At 70.0% G+C, this 18,511-nt stretch carries 16 protein-coding genes; 7 read left to right on the forward strand and 9 right to left on the reverse strand.

The features are described from left to right. Window positions 1–105 precede the first annotated feature (105 nt). From ACLQ2O_RS19260 to ACLQ2O_RS19285, 6 genes are all read right to left on the reverse strand, one after another. On the reverse strand, window positions 106–3,201 hold the full coding sequence (locus ACLQ2O_RS19260; RefSeq protein ID WP_425833189.1) for a BTAD domain-containing putative transcriptional regulator: 3,096 nt from the start codon (window positions 3,199–3,201) through the stop codon (window positions 106–108). A gap of 156 nt (window positions 3,202–3,357) precedes the next feature. Continuing rightward, on the reverse strand, window positions 3,358–3,627 hold the full coding sequence (locus ACLQ2O_RS19265) for a hypothetical protein (RefSeq protein WP_425833191.1): 270 nt from the start codon (window positions 3,625–3,627) through the stop codon (window positions 3,358–3,360). Between the two features lie 171 nt (window positions 3,628–3,798). Continuing rightward, the gene (locus ACLQ2O_RS19270) at window positions 3,799–4,200 is read right to left on the reverse strand and encodes a type II toxin-antitoxin system VapC family toxin (protein WP_425833193.1); all 402 of its coding nucleotides are present in this window, start codon (window positions 4,198–4,200) and stop codon (window positions 3,799–3,801) included. Next, window positions 4,200–4,472, reverse strand: coding sequence for a type II toxin-antitoxin system Phd/YefM family antitoxin (locus ACLQ2O_RS19275; protein WP_425833195.1), 273 nt, complete (start codon window positions 4,470–4,472; stop codon window positions 4,200–4,202). Before ACLQ2O_RS19275 ends, ACLQ2O_RS19270 begins: the two co-directional genes overlap by 1 nt. A gap of 103 nt (window positions 4,473–4,575) precedes the next feature. Then, on the reverse strand, window positions 4,576–5,343 hold the full coding sequence (locus ACLQ2O_RS19280) for an SDR family NAD(P)-dependent oxidoreductase (RefSeq protein ID WP_425833197.1): 768 nt from the start codon (window positions 5,341–5,343) through the stop codon (window positions 4,576–4,578). Beyond that, window positions 5,340–6,491 carry an acyl-CoA dehydrogenase family protein gene (locus ACLQ2O_RS19285; protein WP_425833199.1) on the reverse strand — a complete coding sequence of 384 codons (1,152 nt, stop codon included), beginning with the start codon at window positions 6,489–6,491 and terminating at the stop codon, window positions 5,340–5,342. The genes ACLQ2O_RS19280 and ACLQ2O_RS19285 overlap by 4 nt, the downstream gene beginning before the upstream one ends. Before the next feature lie 86 nt (window positions 6,492–6,577). Here ACLQ2O_RS19285 and ACLQ2O_RS19290 point away from each other — a divergent pair, with 86 nt between their 5' ends. The 5 genes from ACLQ2O_RS19290 (at window position 6,578) to ACLQ2O_RS19310 (ending at window position 12,179) form a co-directional block, all read left to right on the forward strand. Continuing rightward, window positions 6,578–7,162 carry a TetR/AcrR family transcriptional regulator gene (locus tag ACLQ2O_RS19290; protein WP_184802780.1) on the forward strand — a complete coding sequence of 195 codons (585 nt, stop codon included), beginning with the start codon at window positions 6,578–6,580 and terminating at the stop codon, window positions 7,160–7,162. Between the two features lie 30 nt (window positions 7,163–7,192). Then, entirely contained in the window at window positions 7,193–8,827 is a 1,635-nt protein-coding gene (locus ACLQ2O_RS19295) for an alkaline phosphatase D family protein (RefSeq protein ID WP_425833202.1), read from the forward strand. A gap of 152 nt (window positions 8,828–8,979) precedes the next feature. Further along, a complete protein-coding gene (locus ACLQ2O_RS19300; protein ID WP_425833204.1) occupies window positions 8,980–9,855 on the forward strand; it encodes a S1 family peptidase in 876 nt (291 codons plus the stop codon). Window positions 9,856–10,077: 222 nt separating this feature from the next. Then, window positions 10,078–10,959 (forward strand): S1 family peptidase, encoded by an 882-nt coding sequence (locus tag ACLQ2O_RS19305; RefSeq protein WP_425833206.1) that lies wholly within the window; start codon window positions 10,078–10,080, stop codon window positions 10,957–10,959. A 272-nt stretch (window positions 10,960–11,231) separates the two neighbouring features. Continuing rightward, complete coding sequence (locus ACLQ2O_RS19310; protein WP_425833208.1) at window positions 11,232–12,179, forward strand: type IV toxin-antitoxin system AbiEi family antitoxin domain-containing protein; 948 nt, start codon at window positions 11,232–11,234, stop codon at window positions 12,177–12,179. Window positions 12,180–12,339: 160 nt separating this feature from the next. On the opposite strand, the gene rlmB is transcribed toward ACLQ2O_RS19310, so the two are convergent. Together rlmB and cysS are read right to left on the reverse strand one after the other, a co-directional pair. Continuing rightward, complete coding sequence (gene rlmB, locus ACLQ2O_RS19315; RefSeq protein ID WP_425833210.1) at window positions 12,340–13,302, reverse strand: 23S rRNA (guanosine(2251)-2'-O)-methyltransferase RlmB; 963 nt, start codon at window positions 13,300–13,302, stop codon at window positions 12,340–12,342. Window positions 13,303–13,304: 2 nt separating this feature from the next. After that, window positions 13,305–14,738: a cysteine--tRNA ligase gene (gene cysS, locus ACLQ2O_RS19320; RefSeq protein ID WP_425833212.1), complete on the reverse strand. Its 1,434-nt coding sequence runs from the start codon at window positions 14,736–14,738 to the stop codon at window positions 13,305–13,307. 82 nt (window positions 14,739–14,820) lie between these two features. Between cysS and ACLQ2O_RS19325 the strand changes: the two genes are divergently transcribed. Both ACLQ2O_RS19325 and ACLQ2O_RS19330 read left to right on the forward strand, forming a co-directional pair. Continuing rightward, window positions 14,821–15,378 carry a GNAT family N-acetyltransferase gene (locus ACLQ2O_RS19325; protein WP_425833214.1) on the forward strand — a complete coding sequence of 186 codons (558 nt, stop codon included), beginning with the start codon at window positions 14,821–14,823 and terminating at the stop codon, window positions 15,376–15,378. Between the two features lie 57 nt (window positions 15,379–15,435). Next, window positions 15,436–16,728, forward strand: coding sequence for a peptidase C39 family protein (locus ACLQ2O_RS19330; RefSeq protein ID WP_425833216.1), 1,293 nt, complete (start codon window positions 15,436–15,438; stop codon window positions 16,726–16,728). A 30-nt stretch (window positions 16,729–16,758) separates the two neighbouring features. On the opposite strand, the gene ACLQ2O_RS19335 is transcribed toward ACLQ2O_RS19330, so the two are convergent. After that, the gene (locus tag ACLQ2O_RS19335; RefSeq protein WP_425833218.1) at window positions 16,759–18,438 is read right to left on the reverse strand and encodes a DUF2207 family protein; all 1,680 of its coding nucleotides are present in this window, start codon (window positions 18,436–18,438) and stop codon (window positions 16,759–16,761) included. Window positions 18,439–18,511 lie beyond the last annotated feature (73 nt).

Raw genomic sequence — 18,511 nt, forward strand, 5'->3', positions numbered from 1 at the left:
GCCGGTTCCGCACCCCACCGCGGCAGCCTTCTTCGGGCCGGCCCGAAAGGCCGGAAAAGCTTTCGATCCAGGCCGGAGAGCTCTTGCCCGCCGTACGGCGATCGGCTAGTCCGTCACGAGCCAGGCGGCTTCCCACACCGGCGGCCGGTAGCCCGTACGGCGGTGCAGCGCGGCGGCCGCCTTCGCACTGGTCGTCGCCAGGGCATGGTTCCCGCCGTCGCGGTACAACCGGGTGAGCAGCGCCAGCGCCCTCGCCTCGGAGATCAGCAGCCCGTGCCGGCGCGCGGCCTCGAGCGCGCCGGTCGCGTGCCGCAACGCCGCGGTCTCCTGGCCGCTGTCGAGCAGCGCCCGCGCGAGCCCGGTCCGAGCGATCACACCGGTACGCCGTTCCGCCGCGTCGCCGGACAGCTCGAGTGCGCGGGTGTGCAGCGCGACCGACGAGAGGTGTTCGCCCTGCAGCCACTGCACCGTGCCGGAGACGTTGAGCGCGTCGATCTCCGCGGCCGGGCTGTGGATCTCCCGCGCCAGAGCCAGTGCGGCCGCGGCGTGCTCCGCGGCCGCGCCGAGCTCGTCGCGGTCGCAGAGAAGCTCGGCGAGGCCGTACCGGGCGTAGATGACCGCCAGCTCCTCGCCGATCTCCTGACCGATCTCCAGCGCACGGCCGAGGGCGGTGGCGGCGGCGTCGAGGTGTCCGAGCCGGTGCAGGCATTGGCCGAGCGTGAACGGCGTGTGCGGGGCCGGGTGGATCCCGGCGGCGCTCCGCACGTCCTCGGCCTCGTGGAGCTGCTCGACGGCGCCGTTCAGGTCGCCGATGTAGAACAGCACGGTGGCGAGGTTGGACAGCTTGTTGGCCAGACTGCTCGGCGCGGACAGCCTGCGGTCGAGCGCGATACCGCGCCGGAACGTCTCGACGGCCTCGGCGTAGCGGGCCTGGGAGGTGTAGAGCACGCCCAGGTTGTTGTAGATCGGCCCGGCCTTGTCCCCCGTCCCGGCCTCCTGGCGCAGGGCGATCGCCAGCTGGTACTGCGTCTCCGCCGCCCGGTGCTCGGCCCGGTAGCTGTGCAGCACCCCGAGACTCAGGTGCAGGGCGGCCTGGGCTTCGACGGTCCCGGCCTCCTCGGCCACCCCGAGCGCCGAGATCGCCAGGTTCTCCCAGTCGTCGTTGTGGCGGCGGGCGGCGAAATAGCCGCGCAGAGCGTCGCTCAGGTACCAGGTCAGTTCGGCCGGACCTTGCAGCACCGCCTGACGAGCAGCCGCCACCAGGTTGACGCGTTCCGCGTCGAGCCAGGCCAGCGCGTCACCGTGCCCAGCGAACTCGGGGACCTCGGGAGCCGGACGCTCGAGCCGCCGTACGGCGGGGTAGAGCAGGCCGACCGCCTGGTCGACCCGGGCGACCTGGTAGCGCACCAGCCGTTCGAACACCGCGGCGCACTGCTCCGGGCCTTCGACCAGCTGCGACTGCTCGGCGGCGTACAGGCGGAGGAGGTCGTGGAACTGGTACCGGCCAGGGCTCTGGTGATGGATCAGGCTGGTGGTCGCCAAGGCGTCCAGCGCCCGCTGGGCCTCGGTCCGGCCGGTGTCGAGCAGCACCGCCACGGTCTCTGCGGTGAAGTCCACCCCGGGAACCACGCCGAGCAGCCGGAAGGTCCGCGCGGCCACCGGGTCGAGGCCGCGGTAAGACAGATCGAAGGCAGCCCGTACGGCGGTGTCGCCGGCCACCTGCAGCCGGCTCAGCCGATCGCTGCCCCGCAACTCGTCGACGTACCCGCTGATCGACCGGTTCGGGTGGAGGCCGAGGCTTGCAGCCGCGATGCGCAGGGCCAACGGCAGCTGGGCGCACAGGTCGACCAGCTCAGCCACAGCTTCGGGCTCGGCGGCTACTCGCTCCTCACCCAGTACGACGCCGAGCAGGGCTGTGCTCGCCTCCACGTCCAGCACCGGCAGTTCCAGCCCGTGCGAGCCGTGGCGCACGGACAGGCCGCTCAGGTCCCGGCGGCTGGTCACCAGTACGGCGCTTCCCTCCGTACCGGGGATCATGTCCTCGACGTGCTCGGCCCCGGCGGCGTCGTCCAGCAACAGGAGGACCCGGCGTCCGGCCAGCCGTGCCCGCAACATCGCACCTCGGGACGAGACACCGCGGGGAATGCCCGTACCGGAGATGCCGGAGGCCAGCAGAAGCTCACCGAGCACGTCCGCCGCGGCCCGCCCACCTCCGTCGGCGCCGTCCAGCCGGACGAACCACTGGCCGTCGGGGAACGCCGACCGGACGCGGTGCGCCACCCGCACCGCCAGGGTCGACTTGCCGCCACCCGCGACGCCGTGGATCGCCGCCACCGGCACCGGCTCGTCACCAGTCAGGCGACCGACCAGCTCCGCGACGACGTCGTCGCGCCCGACCACACCGGTGACCTCCCGCGGGAGCTGGTACTGCGGCTCCCAGTCGTCCAGGCGCGGCGCCGGGCGGTCCGGGCCCAGCTCGGGGACGCCGACGAGGATGTCCCGTTCGAGCCGGCGCAGTTCGGGGCCGGGCTCGACACCGAGGGCGTCGACCAGCACCTGCCGGGCTGTCCGGTAGGTCTCGAGCGCCTCGACCCGCTGCTCCGCCCGGTAGTACGCGATCATGAGCTGCGCCCAGAACCGTTCCCGCAACGGGTGCTCGCCGGTCAGCCCGCGCAGCTCCGGGATCAGGGCGGCCTGCCGCCCCAGCTCCAGGTCGGCGTCGATCCGCAGCTCCAGCGCCTGGGAACGCCGCTCGTTCAGAGGCGGTACGACGTCGCGGTGCAGCAGATCGCCGGGCACGTCGATCAGCGCCGGTCCTCTCCACAGGGCCAGCGCGTCGGTCAGCACCCGCGAGCGGTCCGCCGCGTCGGGCACCCCGGGCGCGGCACCGACCAGGGACTCAAAGCGTTCGACGTCCACCTCACCCGGCAGCGTCTCCAGGCAGTAGCCGGACGGCACTGTGCGGATCGGATCCGTCGTGCCCAGTTCCCGCCGCAACCGGGCCATCTGGACCTGCAGGGCCGCCTTCGCCTTGGCCGGCGGCGCGGCGTCCCACAGGCGCTCGACCAGCTCGTCGGTGGCGACGACCGAGTTCGCCTTCAGCAGCAAGAGGGCGAGCAGCGTCCGCCGGCGCCCAGGCCGGATCGGGACGTCCTGACCGGACGACGACACCCGCAGCGGGCCGAGCAGACTGAACTCCACGGCAGAACGGTATTCGACCCCGCCGTACGGGGACGACCTGTCGGCGCCCGCCGCGCCCGGCCGCCACCGACGACGCGTGAATTCCGGCCGCTGAATTACCGGCCGATCAACGCATGGTGATTGCGCAATGAATTACATCGACCGGCCGGCGAAAGGTCAGCGGTAAAGCACGTACAGGTACCAGGTGGTGTAGGCGCTCTGCTGGCAGTAGTAGTTCGAGATGACACCACGGACCTGCAGTTTGGCGCCTTCGCTCTCACAGGTGTCGCGGCCCCAGTACCAGGTGTAGTACTCGTAGGCCTGCACCGTCGCAGGCGCGGCCGTGACGGCCTGGTGGCTCGGGGCGGCCGACGCGGGAGCGGCGGTTGCCAGGAGTGCGCCCCCCAGGGCCAGTGTCGAGACGCCGGCGGCGACAATTCTGTTCATCGGCTTTCTCCTTAGAAAATGATTCATCTCGGGAACGACTACTTCTGTCTCCGACATTAAGCAGGAATGCGCCACTCAACCACCTCTTCGAGCGCCATCGAAATGAATCATTTTCAGAAGTCACCAGCACGAAGGCGTTCTCGAAGCGCCGTCAGGCCTCGCGAGTACGACTCATCCCTCGCCGGGAGAAACGGTCGGCAACCCCAGGGCACCAGCGGCCGCGACGAGGCGACGGTCGTAGGTGACGAAGGCGGTCAGGTCCTCGCCGAGGACGGCATCGGCAGTCGCCAGGTGGATCGCGTCCAGTGTGCGGATCAAGCCGTCCGGGTACGCCGCAGCCGTCGTCCGGACCAGCTCGTCGATCTCGTACACAGCTATCCGCGCCAGCACCGCCGGCACGGCGGCGAGCAGGTCCGGCTCGGTACGGCGGAGAGCGCGCGGCAGCTCGACTTCAGCCAGCGCCGACGACACCAGCAGGCGGTCGGGATGACTGTTCAGCCAGTCGACCAGAGCGTCCGAGGCGACCTCGCGGCGTACCAGCTTCACCAGGGCCGCGGTGTCGACGTAGATCATCAGTGGCGTTCCTCGTCGCGCAGGTGCTCGAGCAACTCACCCGACTGCTGCGTGGTCCGCACGTCGCCCTTCGGTCGCGACAGCAAGCCGGTGGCCCGCGGTGGTCGCAGATTGCCGGTGGCCAGCAGGCGGCCGATGGGCGAGGGCTCGGCCGGTACCAGCCGGGCCACCACCACGCCGCGCTCGGTGATGTCGACCTCTTCGCCACGCTTCACCCGGGCCAGCACTTTGGCCGTTTCCTGGTTCAGCTCTCTGATCGGCACCTCAGCCATGGACAGATTGTAGTACATCTTTGTCTGACACCTCTTCCCTGTTGTTGTCGCCAGGGAAGGTACGAGGTTTCGACGCGGTGGAACGGGTTGTCCACAGACCAATTCAGCGCGAGGGCATCCTCAGGGCGCCGTCGAGGCGAATGACCTCGCCGTTGAGGAGCTGGTTGTCGAGGATGTGGGTGACCAGGGAGGCGTACTCGTCGGGGCGGCCGAGGCGGGAGGGGTGCGGGACCTGCTGCTCCAGGACCGCGCGGGTCTCCTCGGGGAGGCCGGCGAGCATGGGGGTCTCCATGGTGCCGGGGGCGATGGTGACGACGCGGATCGCCTGGTCGGCGAGGTCGCGGGCGGCGGTGAGGGTGAGGCTGACGATGCCGCCCTTGCTCGCGGCGTACGCCGCCTGGCCGATCTGGCCGTCGTACGCGGCGATGGAGGCGGTCATCACGAACACGCCCCGGTCGCCGTCCGCACCGGGCTCCAGCGCGAGCATGCGCTCGGCGGCGAGGCGGAGGACGTTGAAGGTGCCGATCAGGTTGACCTCGACCACCTGACGGAAGGTTGCCAGGGGCAACGGACCCTTGCGGCCGACGACGCGGCCGGGAGTGGCGATGCCCGCGCAGGTGACGACGACGCGGAGATCGCCCAGCGCAGCGGCCGCATCCAGAGCGGACACAACAGCAGCCTCGTCGGTGACGTCGGTGGGGGCGAAGACGACGCGCTCCCCCAGCTCCTCGGCGATCGCCTTGCCCGCCGACGACGGGAGGTCGCAGATCACGACGCCGGTGCCGGCCGCGGCCAGCCGGCGTACGGTCGCTTCGCCGAGGCCGGAGCCACCGCCGGTGACCAGGGCAACGTCGTTGGGGCCAAGCTTCATCGAACACTCCTGAGCAGGTCGCGGCTGATCACCAGGCGCTGGATCTGGTTGGTTCCTTCGAAGATCTGCGTCACCTTGGCCTCGCGCATGTAGCGCTCGGCCGGGAAGTCGCGGGTGTAACCGTAGCCACCGAGCACCTGGACGGCGTCGGTGGTCACCTTCATCGCGGCGTCGGTGCAGATCAGCTTGGCGATCGCCGCCTGCTGGGTGAACGGCCGGCCGAGGTCGCGCCGCCGGGCCGCCGTCAGGTACGTCGAGCGCGCGGACTCGACCGCCGCCGCCATGTCCGCGAGCAGGAACTGGACGCCCTGGAAGTCCGCGATCGCCGACCCGAACTGCTTGCGCCCCAGCGCGTACGACGCCGCGCAGTCCAGCGCCGCCTGGGCCAGCCCGACCGCGCACGCCGCGATCCCGAGCCGCCCGGAGTCGAGCGCGGACAACGCGATCCGCATCCCGTCACCCTCGGCGCCGATCAGGTGATCGGCCGGGACCCGGACCTGGTCGTAGTTGACCAGCGTCGTGGTCGACCCGGTCAGGCCCATCTTCCGCTCCGGCGCCCCGAAGCTCAGCCCGCCGGCCGAGGCCGGGACGTGGAAGGCCGAGATCCCATGCTTGGGATCGGCCGACGTCCGGGCGAAGGTCGTGTAGAAGTCCGCGTGCGAGCCGTGCGTGATCCAGGACTTGGTCCCGCTCAGCACCCACCAGTCGCCGTCGCGGACGGCCTTGGTGGTCATCCCGCTGATGTCGGACCCGGCCTGCGGCTCCGACAGCGCGTACGCGCCGAGCAGCTCGCCGCCGATCATGTCCGGCAGGAACCGTGCGCGCTGCTCCTCGGCGCCGAGCGTCGCGACGGCGTAGCTGGTCATCGTGTGCACCGAGAGCCCGACGCCGACCGACATCCAGGCGGCGGCGATCTCCTCGAGCATCTGCAGGTAGACCTCGTACGGCTGCTCGGCGCCGCCGTACTGCTCCGGGTAGGGCAGGCCCAGCAGCCCGGCCTTGCCCAGCGTGCGGAACGCGTCGCGTGGGAAGGTCTCGGCCTCCTCGGCCTTCGCCGCGTACGGCGCCAGCTCGTGCTCGCACAGATCACGCACCAGAGCCAGCAGCTCGGTGGATTCCTCGGTCGGCAGCAACCGGTCGACAGCCATCAGGCACCCCTCTCAACAGCCTCGCTGAATGATACTCAGATTGATACTGTCGACCCAAGCTGAGTATCGTTCTATGCTGTCTCGATATGACAACAGTCGTGCCGGGACGCCGCACCCGCAGGCAGTCCGAGCTGCTCGACCGGCTTCTGTCCCTGTTCCTCACGCAGGGCTTCAGCAGGTTCACCCTGGACGACCTCGCGGCCGAGCTGCGCTGCAGCAAAACCACCCTGTACGCGCTCGCGCCGAGCAAGGAGCAGCTCGCCGTCGAGGTGGTCAAGCACTACTTCAAGAACGCCACCGCCCAGGTCGAGGCGACGGTCGCCCGGCAGACCCGGCACGACCGCCGGATCGCGGCGTACCTGAACGCCGTCGCCGACGCGCTGCGCCCGGCCAGCCGGACCTTCCTGGACGACGTCGCCACGTTCGCGCCGGCCCGCTCGGTCTACGAGCGCAACACCCGGATCGCCGCCGACCGGGTCCGCACGCTGATCGAGGACGGCATCGCCAGCAAGACGTTCCGGCAGGTCGACATCGGGTTCGCCGCCGAGATGGTCGCGCACACCATGCAGGCGATCCAGCGCGGCGACATCGCCCGCCGGACCGGCCTGAACGACGCCGAGGCCTACCGCGAGCTCGCCTCGTTCGTGCTGCACTCACTGCGCGTCGACTGAAGCGTTTGCCTCTGGGAGTAGCTTTTCCGGATGCAACTGAAGCTGGGACCGCTCCTGCGGTACGTCGACCAGACGCGGGCAACTGTCTGGGTGGAGACCACCGGGCCGGGTGAGGTCGAGATCCTCGGCCACCGGGCGAGCACGTGGTCCGTGCACGGGCACCACTACGCGCTGGTCCTGATCGAGGGGCTTCCGGAAGGCAGCAGTACGCCGTACGAGGTGCACTGCGACGGTGAGCGGGTCTGGCCACTCGCTGACCCGCCGTACGGGCCGAGCGTGATCCGGACACCGGATGCCGACGGTGGCCATCGGCTGACGTTCGGGTCGTGCCGGCGGTCGGCGCCGTTCGACGAGCAGGGGTTCAAGGACTTCGGGCCGGACGCGCTGGTCGCGCTGGCCGAGCGGATGGCCACCACCGACCACGAGCGGCCGGACGCGATCCTGCTGCTCGGCGACCAGGTCTACGCCGACGACCCGTCGGACGCCGTACTGGAGCAGTTGCGGGACGCGCACGGCGGGCGGCCCGGTTCGGAGGTGCAGGACGAGATCGGCAACTTCGAGGAGTACACCTGGCTGTACGACGACGCCTGGACCCACCCCGCGGTGCGCTGGCTGTTCTCGACCGTTCCGCTGTGCATGCTGCTCGACGACCACGACCTGCGCGACGACTGGAACACCTCGCTGACCTGGCGCCAGTGGGTGACCCAGCAGCCGTGGTGGCACGACCGGGTGGTCGGCGCTTACGCGTCGTACTGGGTCTATCAGCACCTGGGCAACCTGTCGCCGGAGCAACTGGCCGAGGACGCGACCTACCAGGCGATGCGGACCCTGGGCGACGACGACGAGCGGACGGCGTACCTGGACGCGTTCGCCTGGGAGGCCGATGAGGACCCGGCGTCGACGCGCTGGAGCTTCTACCGCGACTTCGGCCGGGGCGTGCGGCTCGTCGCGGTCGACTCGCGCTGCTCACGGCACCTGCAGCCGGGTGAGCGCGCGATGGTCGACGCGCACGAGTGGGAGTGGGTCCGGCGGCACACGATCGAGGCGACGACGCCGATCAACCACCTGCTGCTCGCCTCGACGCTGCCGTTCCTGCTCGCGCCCGGGCTGCACCACCTGGAGGGCTGGGACGAGGCGATCTCCTCCGGCGCCTGGGGAAAGCGCGGGTCGAGGCTCGGCGAGCGAATCCGGCAGGGGATGGATCTGGAGCACTGGGCGTCGTTCCGGAAGTCGTTCGACGACGTGACCGACCTGCTCTCGGAGCTCGTGACGTCGCAGAACCCGCCGGCCTCGATCCTGATGCTGTCCGGCGACGTGCACTGCAGCTACGTCACCGAGGCCCGGCTGAACGCGGTCGAGCACCCCGGTACGGCGATCCGGCAGCTGACGATGTCGCCGTTCCGGAACCCGATCCCGGGCCACGTCCGGGTCGCGAACAAGCTGCTCGACACCCGGTGGATGACGACGCTGCTGCACAAGCTGGCCCGGTCGGCGGGGGTGCGGGACGTCGCGGCGAGCTGGCGGACGGCGTACGGGCCGTGGTTCGACAACGGGGTGATGAGCGTGACGCTGGACGGCGAGCAGTGGGCCGTCGACGTCGACCACGCCGCGCTCGGGCGGGACCGGCAGCTGCTGCGGCGGACACTGAGCTACATCGGCCGATAATCCTTTACACCACATCGACCGGTTTTTGGCGAAGGGAAACCCTTACTCTCCGAGTTCACCCGGGCACTTTGTGACAGTTTCCGGTAGAACAGATCACGGTTGAGTCAAGGACGTTCCCGCCCCGGGCGTCCTCATCGTGAGGAGGCACAACCATGCGCATTCGCCGTACCGTGTCCCTGCTGGCAGCCGCCGGCCTGGTCGCCACCACCGTCCAGCTGGCCACCGCCAGCGCGGCTCCCGAGGCCTCGATCGCCTCGGCCAGCACCATCACCGCCACCCTGAGCAAGGAGGCGACGATCCCCGGCACCGCCTGGATGACCGACGAGAAGTCGGGCCGGATCATCGTCTCGTACGACGACACCGTGAGCGGCAGCAAGCTCGCCGCGCTCACGAACGTCACCCAGCGCTTCGGCAGCCAGGTCACCCTGGAGAAGCTGCCCGGCGTCCTCAGCAAGCGGATCAGCGGAGGTGACGCCATCTACACCGGTGGCTACCGCTGTTCGCTCGGCTTCAACGTGCGCAGCGGCAGCACGTACTACTTCCTGACCGCCGGCCACTGCACCAACCTGGGCACCACCTGGTACGCGAACTCGTCGCAGAGCACCGTGCTCGGCACCCGGTACGGCACCAGCTTCCCGGGCAACGACTACGGCATCGTCCGCTACGCGACGTCGTACACGAACCACCCCGGCAACGTGAACCTCTACAACGGCTCGTACCAGGACATCACCAGCGCGGCCAACCCGACGGTCGGGCAGTCCGTCCGTCGCAGCGGCAGCACCACCGGTCTCCGGAGCGGCTCGGTGACGGGCCTGAACGCCACGGTGAACTACGCCGAGGGCACGGTCACCGGCCTGATCCGGACGAACGTCTGCGCCGAGGGCGGTGACTCCGGAGGCTCGCTGTTCTCCGGCACCACGGCCCTGGGTCTGACCTCCGGTGGCAGCGGCAACTGCTCCAGCGGCGGTACGACGTACTTCCAGCCGGTCGTCGAGGTCCTCAACCGGTACGGCGTGAGCGTCTACTGACGTTCACCACTCCTCGGCGCCCTCTGCTCCTCCGGGAGCAGGGGGCGCCGTTGTGTCATCACTCACCAGTTATGCACGTTCATAACTCGGGCTCGGCCGGACGAAGGTTAGCCCTCACACTTCGCGCAGGTTCGAGTACCTACAGAGACGATGGGTAGGCCTTACCTCGGTCGACCTGGACGCGTCCGCCCCGAATGCGTCCTTCTCGTGAGGAGGCTGACCATGACACTTCGTCCTGTCCGCAGAGTCGCCGCAGTGGTTGCCACTGCCGGACTCGCCGCCACCACCGCCCTGCTGGCCACCCAGGCCTCTGCCGCGCCGACACCGATCGCTTCGGCCGACAGCATCGTCTCCACCCTTGCCGACAAGGCCTCGATCCCGGGCACCGCCTGGGCGACCGGCTCCGACGGCAAGGTCACCGTCTCGTACGACGACACCGTCACCGGCGCCAAGTACGACACCCTGACGGCCGTCGCCAAGAGCCTCGGCAGCCAGGTCACGCTGACCAAGGTGCCCGGCAAGTTCACCAAGAAGCTCAGCGGCGGCGACGCCATCTACGGCGGGCAGTACCGCTGCTCGCTCGGCTTCAACGTCACCGACGGGTCGTCGTACTACTTCCTGACCGCCGGCCACTGCGGCAACATCGCCGCCGAGTGGTTCGCCGACTCCGGCCAGGGCACGTCGGTCGGCACCACCGAGGGCTCCAGCTTCCCGGGCAACGACTACGCCCTCGTGAAGTACCCGGCCGGTACGACGGAGCCGCCCGGCAACGTCAACCTCTACAACGGCTCGTTCCAGGAGATCACCAGCGCGGGTGACGCCAGCGTCGGCCAACAGGTCCAGCGCAGCGGCAGCACCACCGGCCTGCACGGCGGCACCGTCACCGGTGTCAACGCCACCGTCAACTACGCCGAGGGCACCGTCACCGGCCTGATCCAGACCAACGTCTGCGCCGAAGGCGGCGACTCCGGCGGCGCCCTCTTCGCCGGCGAGGTGGCCCTCGGCCTCACCTCCGGCGGCAGCGGCAACTGCTCGTCGGGCGGCACCACCTTCTTCCAGCCCGTCCCGGAAGCCCTCGGTGTCTACGGCGTCAACGTCTACTGACACCTGCACCACAACGGACCCCTCGGATTCCCGGTTTCGAGACCGGGGACCTTGAACACCAAAGCGGGACCTCGGACAGGCTATTCCTTGTCCGAGGTCCCGCTTTGGTGTTCAAGGTCCCGCTCGGTTTACTCCGGGGACGCCTGTACGGCGTACGGCGCACGGCGTGCGGGCGAGTTGGGCGTCGGTGGGTGGCTGCCGCGCGGCGGAAAGTTGTGCACAGGTGGTGGATCGGCCCGGGTGGGATGGCGGTTCGGCGGCATGTTGTTGGTGTGAATCCGAGATTGATGGTGGTGACGAGCGGGCGCGGCGGATGGTTCTGCCGGGCGGATGCGATGGCGGCGGGGTACAGCGACAGTGAGATCCGGTGGCGGGTGCGGCAGGGCAGGTGGACGCGGTTGTGCCGGGACGCGTACGCCGAGGTCGGCGTGCCAGGGGATGGCGAGCCGTCCTGGGAGCGGGTCGAGCGGGTGCACAGGCTGTTGACCCGGGTGATCGTGCATCGGCTCGGCGAGGGGGTTGCGGTCAGTCACCAGTCGGCGGCGATCCGGTTCGGTCTGCCGTCGTGGGGACTGGATCTCGGCCGGGTTCAGGTCACGCGATCGACCGGGCGAGCTCGGACGGACCGCTCGGTGCGGACCCACCGTTCGCCGCTGGCGCCGGGCGACACCCGAATGCTGGAAGGCTGCCGGGTGACGTCTCCGGCTCGGGCTGTCGTGGAGGTGGCCTGCAGTACGTCGTACCAGGTGGGTGTGGTCGTGGCGGATGCGGCGCTGCGGACCAGGCTGGTCGGACCGGAGGATCTGATCGCGACAGCTGACCGTTTCCAGCATTGGGCCGGGTCCCCGGCAGCGCGCGCGGCGGTCCGGTTCGCCGATGGGATGAGCGAATCCGTCGGTGAATCGCGGCTGAGAGTGTTGATGGCCAACCAGGGGCTCCCCACTCCACGCCCGCAGGTCGAGATCCATGCCGCGAACGGAGAGCTGGTCGGCCGGGTCGACTTCTTGCTCGAGCCGCGGCTGATCGTCGAGTTCGACGGCGTGCAGAAGTACGGCGTACAGCCGTCGAGCGCCCTGGTCGCCGAGAAATGGCGGGAGGACCGGCTCCGCGAACTCGGCTACTCCTTCGTCCGGATCGGCTGGGCTGATCTGAACCGCCCCGACCAGGTGGCCTACCGCCTCCGCCGAGCCCTGTCTGGCGCACGATTCCCGGCAGCTTGAACAGGACCGCGGGACCTTGAACAGGCTATTTGGTGTTCAAGGTCCCGCGGTCGTGTTCAAGGTCCCCATGGCTGGCTGGGCGCCCGGCGACGAGGCTGGACAACAGCAGCGGGCCCCGGACCAAGGACTGGTCCGGGGCCTGCTTCACGTTCGTGGTCAGCTACTGCGCCCGGCGGCGGGAGATCTCGTAGAGGGCGACGCCGGTGGCGATGCCGGCGTTGAGGGACTCGGTGGCCGACGTCATCGGGATGGAGACGATGATGTCGCAGTTCTCGCGGACCAGGCGGGCCAGGCCTTTGCCTTCGGAGCCGACGACCAGGACGATCGGGTCGGTGGCGGACTGCAGGTCCGGGAGCTCGACGTCGCCGGCCATGTCGAGGCCGACGATCAGCAGGCCCGCGTCCTTGTAGGACTTGAGGGCGCGGTTGAGGTTGGTGACCTTGGCGACCGGGATGCGGGCGGCGGCGCCGGCGGAGGTCTTCCAGGCCGAGGCGGAAACCTGCGCGGCACGGCGCTCGGGGACGACGACGCCGTGGGCGCCGAACGCGGCCGCCGAGCGGGTGATCGCGCCGAGGTTGCGCGGGTCGGTGACGCCGTCGAGCGCGACGATCAGCGGCGCCTGCTCCACGTCGTACGCGGCTCGCAGGAGGTCGTCGGCGTGGGCGTACTCGTACGGCGGGATCTGGATCGCGAGACCCTGGTGCGCGCCGTTGCTGGTGTGCCGGTCGAGCTCGATCCGCGGGACCTCGAGCAGGGCGATGCCGCGCTCGACGGCGAGCAGCAGCGCCTCACGCAGCCGCGGGTCACGTTCGGTGCCCTCGGCAACGTAAACGGCACTGGCCGGTACGCCGGCGCGCAGCGCCTCGACGACCGGGTTGCGGCCGTAGACCCACTCGACGGTCGCGCCCTCGTCCTTGCGGGACGGGCGGCGCCCGGTGGTGCGCTTCTCGGCGCGCTCCTTGGCCTTGGCCCGCTTGTGGGCAGGGTGCTTGGTCCGGTCGACCGCCTTCGGCGTCGGGCCCCTGCCCTCCAGCCCTTGGCGGACCCGGCCACCGGAGCCGGCCGTCGGGTTCCCGCGCGGCTTCTTCCGGATGGCGCCCTTGCGCTGACTACTGCCTGGCACGTCTAGCTTCCTTCACTCGTTGGGCGCGGGGCGATCGTCCAGCGCGACCCCTGCGGGGTGTCCTCGACGACGACGCCGAGCTCCTTCAACCGGTCGCGGATCTGGTCCGACGCGGCGTAGTCCTTGCGCTCGCGGGCCGCGGCGCGCTGGTCCAGCAGCGCGCCCACCAGCCCGTCGACGACCTCGGTGAGCTCGTCGTTCGCGCCGGACCGCGACACCCACGGCTCGGCCAGCGGGTCGAGCCCGAACACGTCGAGCATCGCCCGGACCGACCCCAGCGCCTCCCGCAGCGCGGGCGAGTCGCCGTCGGCCACCAGCTTGTTGCCGTCGCGCACCGTGTTCCAGAGTACGGCGACCGCGGCCGGCGTACTGAAGTCGTCGTCGAGCGCGGCCGCGAACTCGGCCGGCAGGTCGGCCGACGGCTCGACCCCACCGGTCACCTCGGTCGCCCGGGTGACGAAGCCCTCGAGCCGCTGGAAGCCGGTCGCGGCCTCCTCCAGCGCCGCGAACGAGAACTCCACGACGGACCGGTAGTGCGACTGGACCAGGTAGTACCGCAGCTCGATCGGGCGGACCCGCTCGACGACGTTACGCACGACCGCGCCGTTGCCCATCGACTTCGACATCTTCTCCCCGGCCGTGGTGACCAGGGCGCTGTGCATCCAGAACCGGGCGAACTTCTGCCCGACCGCCGTCGACTGGGCCAGCTCGTTCTCGTGGTGCGGGAAGCGCAGGTCGAGGCCGCCGCCGTGGATGTCGAACTCGGCGCCGAGGTACTTGCCGGCCATCGCCGAGCACTCCAGGTGCCAGCCCGGGCGGCCGCGGCCCCACGGGGTCGGCCAGGAGGCGGTCAGCGGGGTGCCCTCGGTCCAGCCCTTCCACAGCGCGAAGTCGCGCGGGTCGCGCTTGCCGCGCGGGTCCGCGTCCTCGGCCTCTTCCATCTCGTCGATCTTCTGGTGCGACAGCGCGCCGTACGCCGGCCAGGACTTCACGTCGAAGTAGACGTCGCCGGAGCCGTCGGGGGCGACGTACGCGTGCCCGCGCTCGATCAGCTCGCCGATCATCTCCAGCATCTCCGGGACGTGACCGGTCGCGCGCGGCTCGTACGTCGGCGGGCGGCAGCCGAGCACGTCGTAGGCCCAGTGCAGCTCACGCTCGAACTCGTAGGCGTGCGCCCACCACTCGACGCCGCGCTCGGCCGACTTGGTCAGGATCTTGTCGTCGATGTCGGTCACGTTGGCGATCACGGTGACCTCGTACCCCGAGCGCTCCAGCCAGCGCCGCAGGACGTCGAACACGACCTCCTTGTAGATGTGCCCGACGTGCGGGGCACCCTGCACCGTCAGCCCACAGTGGTAGATCCCGACCTTGCCCGGATGGACCGGTACGAAATCCCTCACTGTTGCCGTCGCGGTGTCGTACAAGCGAAGAGTCACCGATCAAGGGTAACGGTGTTCGGGCACCACTCTTGACAAACTGTGCCGAAAACGGGTTGCACCCTTACTTACGGTGGAATCGATGACTGCCACCCTGCCGATCACCACGGCCCGGCTGACGCTGCGCCGGTACCGTGACACCGACTACGACGACCTGCTGAAGCTCCAGTCCAGCGACGAGGTCGCCCGTTTCCTGCTGTACGACGCGCGGACGCCCGAGCAGGTCAAGGAGGCGCTGGCCGGGCGGATCGCCGACGTCGCCATGGACACCGACGGCCAGGCGCTGTCGCTGGCGGTCGAGCTGACCGAGACCGGGCAGCACCTCGGCGAGGTGACCCTGTTCGTCCACTCGGCCGAGCACAAGGCCGGCGAGATCGGGTACGTCTTCCACCCGGAGTCGGCCGGCCACGGGTACGCGAGCGAGGCCGCGAAGGAGCTGCTCCGGCTCGGCTTCGAGCACTTCGGCTGGCACCGGATGATCGCCCGGCTGGACGCGCGCAACACCGGCTCGGTGAAGCTGCTCGAGCGGCTCGGGATGCGGCGCGAGGCGCACTTCGTCCGCAACGAGTTCCTCAAGGGCGAGTGGACCGACGAGCTGGTCTACGCGCTGCTCACCGAGGAATGGCCCGACAAGAAATAACCTGGGCGACACGTAGCGCGTTACAGATTCACGACGGGTGCCCTATCGTCGGAGAGTATGACCCCCGCCACTCGCTGTGCCTCCGCCCTGCTGGCCGCGGCACTGGTCGCCCCGCTCACGCTCACGCCGTCCCACGCCGCGCCGGCCCCGCCGTCCCGCGACATCGGGTACCACGAGTGGACGTCGCCACTCGACTTCCTGTCCGGTCAGCACCAGGGCACGTCGATGGCCGGCGGCAACCTGGTCTTCCGCCGGCCGACCGGCACCACGTCGTACGTCGATCCGTTCGGTGACGGGACGGCGAAGACCTACGAGCAGGCCAGCTGGGTGTCGCCGGAGGTGCGGCCCGGGTTCGGCCTGACCGAGCTGGTGGCGTCCTGGAACGCGACCACACCGGCGGGGACCTGGATCGAGGTGTCGATGTCCGGGCGGTCCGACCTCGGCACGAGCACCAAGTGGTACGTGCTCGGCCGGTGGACCAGCGGCGACGACACCGCGGCCGGGACGATCCACCGGACCTCCGTGCCGGACCAGGAGGACAGCGTCGGCGACGTCGCGGTCGACACCTTCGTGGCCAACGACGGGCACTCGCTGGACCGCTGGCGGCTCAAGGTGACGCTGTTCCGCCAGGCCGGGAGCCGGCAGGTCCCGGTGGTCCGGTCGGTCGGGGCGATGGCGTCCCGGCTGCCCGACGAGGAGACCGTGCCGGTCAGCCCGGGCGGTGGCGCGTGGGGCAAGGTGCTCGACGTACCGGCGTACTCGCAGGAGACGCACATCGGGCACTACCCGCAGTGGGACAACGGCGGCGAGGCCTGGTGCTCGGCGACGTCCACGGCGATGGTGCTGGACTACTGGCGGGCCGGACCGGGCAAGCGGGAGACCGACTGGGTCGACCCGGCCGACGCGGACCCGCAGGTCGACCACTCGGCCCGGATGGTCTTCGACTACGACTACGACGGCGCGGGGAACTGGCCCTTCAACACCGCGTACGCCGGGACACGCAAGGTCGACGCCTTCGTCACCCGGCTGCGGTCGCTGACCGAGGCCGAGCAGTTCATCAAGGCCGGCATCCCACTGGTCGCGTCGCTGTCGTTCGAGAAGGACGAGCTGCCCGGCGCCGGCTACGGGACCAACGGCCACCTGATGGTCATCGTCGGCTTCGACAAGGCCGGCAACGTGGTGGTCAACGACCCGGCCTCGCACCTGATCAAGAGCAACGACGAGGTCCGGACGACGTACGACCGCAAGGCCTTCGAGAACGCCTGGGTCCCGCACTCGGGCGGACTCGTCTACGTCATCCACCCGGCCTCGAAGCAGCTGCCCCGGACCGGAGCCCAGGACAACTGGTAACCAGCGCGTACTGCGTCAGCGAGTACTGCGTCAGCGGGTGAAGAGGGCCCCGGTCAGGTTGGTGGTCAGGTTCCGCAGCGAGTCGGGCAGGTGCTGCAGGTGCCAGCCGCGGGGTCCCCGGTACCAGGGGAAGCCCTCGTCCTCGTCGTTGTCCACGTCGGTGGCGACGAGGGCGTCGATCCAGCGCTCCGAACCGCCCAGGACCACGGCGTACGGGAGTGCGCGGGAGCAGAGCTCGACGTGCTGGTCGCTGGGCAGCTCGCTGACGTCCATCTCCAGCAGCTCGCCGCGGATCGCCGCGACCTGGCCGAGCACCCGTCCGGCGGCCGGAGCCTTGGCGGGCATGTGCCGGCCGATCACGAGCAGGCCGACGCCGACAGCGGTGACGGCGATGCCGAGCAGGCCCCAGGTGCTGAACAGGGCGAGCAGCACGATCAGTACGACGCCGAGCACGGTGACGCCCAGGCCGACGGTCGTCCACAGCGAGCGGGTCCGGTCCGGGCGCTCGGTGAACCAGCCGCGCTTTACGACGCCGTCGTACAGGGCGTCCTGGACCTGGCCGAGGTTCGCCCGGACCTGCGGGCCGAGCTCGGAGACCAGCACGGTGTCGGTGTCGCCGAAGATCGCGCGGACCAGGACGTTCTCGTAGCGCTGCAGCTCCTCCGAGGGCGCGTTCGCGACCCGCTTGAGCTCCCAGTCCGGTCGCGCGTACTCGTTGGCGTGCTCGAGCTCGGTGATGGTCAGGTGACCGCGGACCGCGAGGTCGATGATCGTCGCGGTCACGTCGACCGGGTCGATCCGCTCGTCGATCAGCGTGCCGACCTCACCGGGGCGCAGGTCGGCCGGTGGGGTGAAGTCGATCCGGGTGTCCTGCCCGAGGCTGAACAGCGAAGCCGGTACGACGCGGTTCGGGTCGACCTGGTCGCGGCCGCGCAGCCGGTACAGGGCGAGCAGCGCGCCGGCGCCGAGCAGCAGCACGAGCAGGGCGGTGATCAGCTGGGCGGTGTCGGTGGAGAAGGCCCGCTTGAAGGTCTTGCGGTACTCGACGATCGAGTTCGCGGCGATCTCGCCCTCGGGGAAGCCGACCGTCATCCGGACCGTGTTGCCCGGCGGCAGCCCCTGCTGCCGGAACGTCGGCCCGGCGGTCTCGCCGAGCTGCGCCAGCGTGCACGGGTGGTTGCTGTCGATCGCGCCGGCCACGCAGAACACGTGCGAGACCTCGGGGGTGCTGTAGACGATGTTGGCGTCCTGCACCGTGTACGACAGGCCGGTCAACGGGGTGAACCGGACCTCCGTGCCGTTCAGCGTGCCGGCCACCGCGCCGCGCACGGTGTAGGTGAAGTCGAGCTGCGCGTCGCCGCTGACGTCCTCGACCGCCACCGAGGTGATGTCACCCTCGATGCTCTGCTCGAACTTCTTCGTCTCACCGCCGGCCTTGACCTGCAGGTCCTCGATCTTCTGCACGTGGTCGACGTCGTCGGCCAGGTGGTCGGTGGTGACCAGGAACCGGGTGAAGGTCCCGGTCACGTTGCTCAGCTTCCACGTCTCGGAGACCTTGAGCGCACCGTCGCGGTCGACCCTGATCTCGCTGTCGTAATTGGTCACCACCGGGTCGGCGGCAGGACTCGCACCGGACGCGCCGGCCTGAGCACCGGTCACGACCAGGATTCCGAGAGCGCACAGGGATACCCCGAGCAGACGTAGACGCATCGCCCAATCACACCGTATCGAGAGGGTCAGAAAGGTCGGCCCCCCGCAGTACGACGTGCAGTGGCCGCTGGCA

Source organism: Kribbella sp. DT2, from assembly GCF_049844575.1.
Lineage (GTDB): Bacteria > Actinomycetota > Actinomycetes > Propionibacteriales > Kribbellaceae > Kribbella.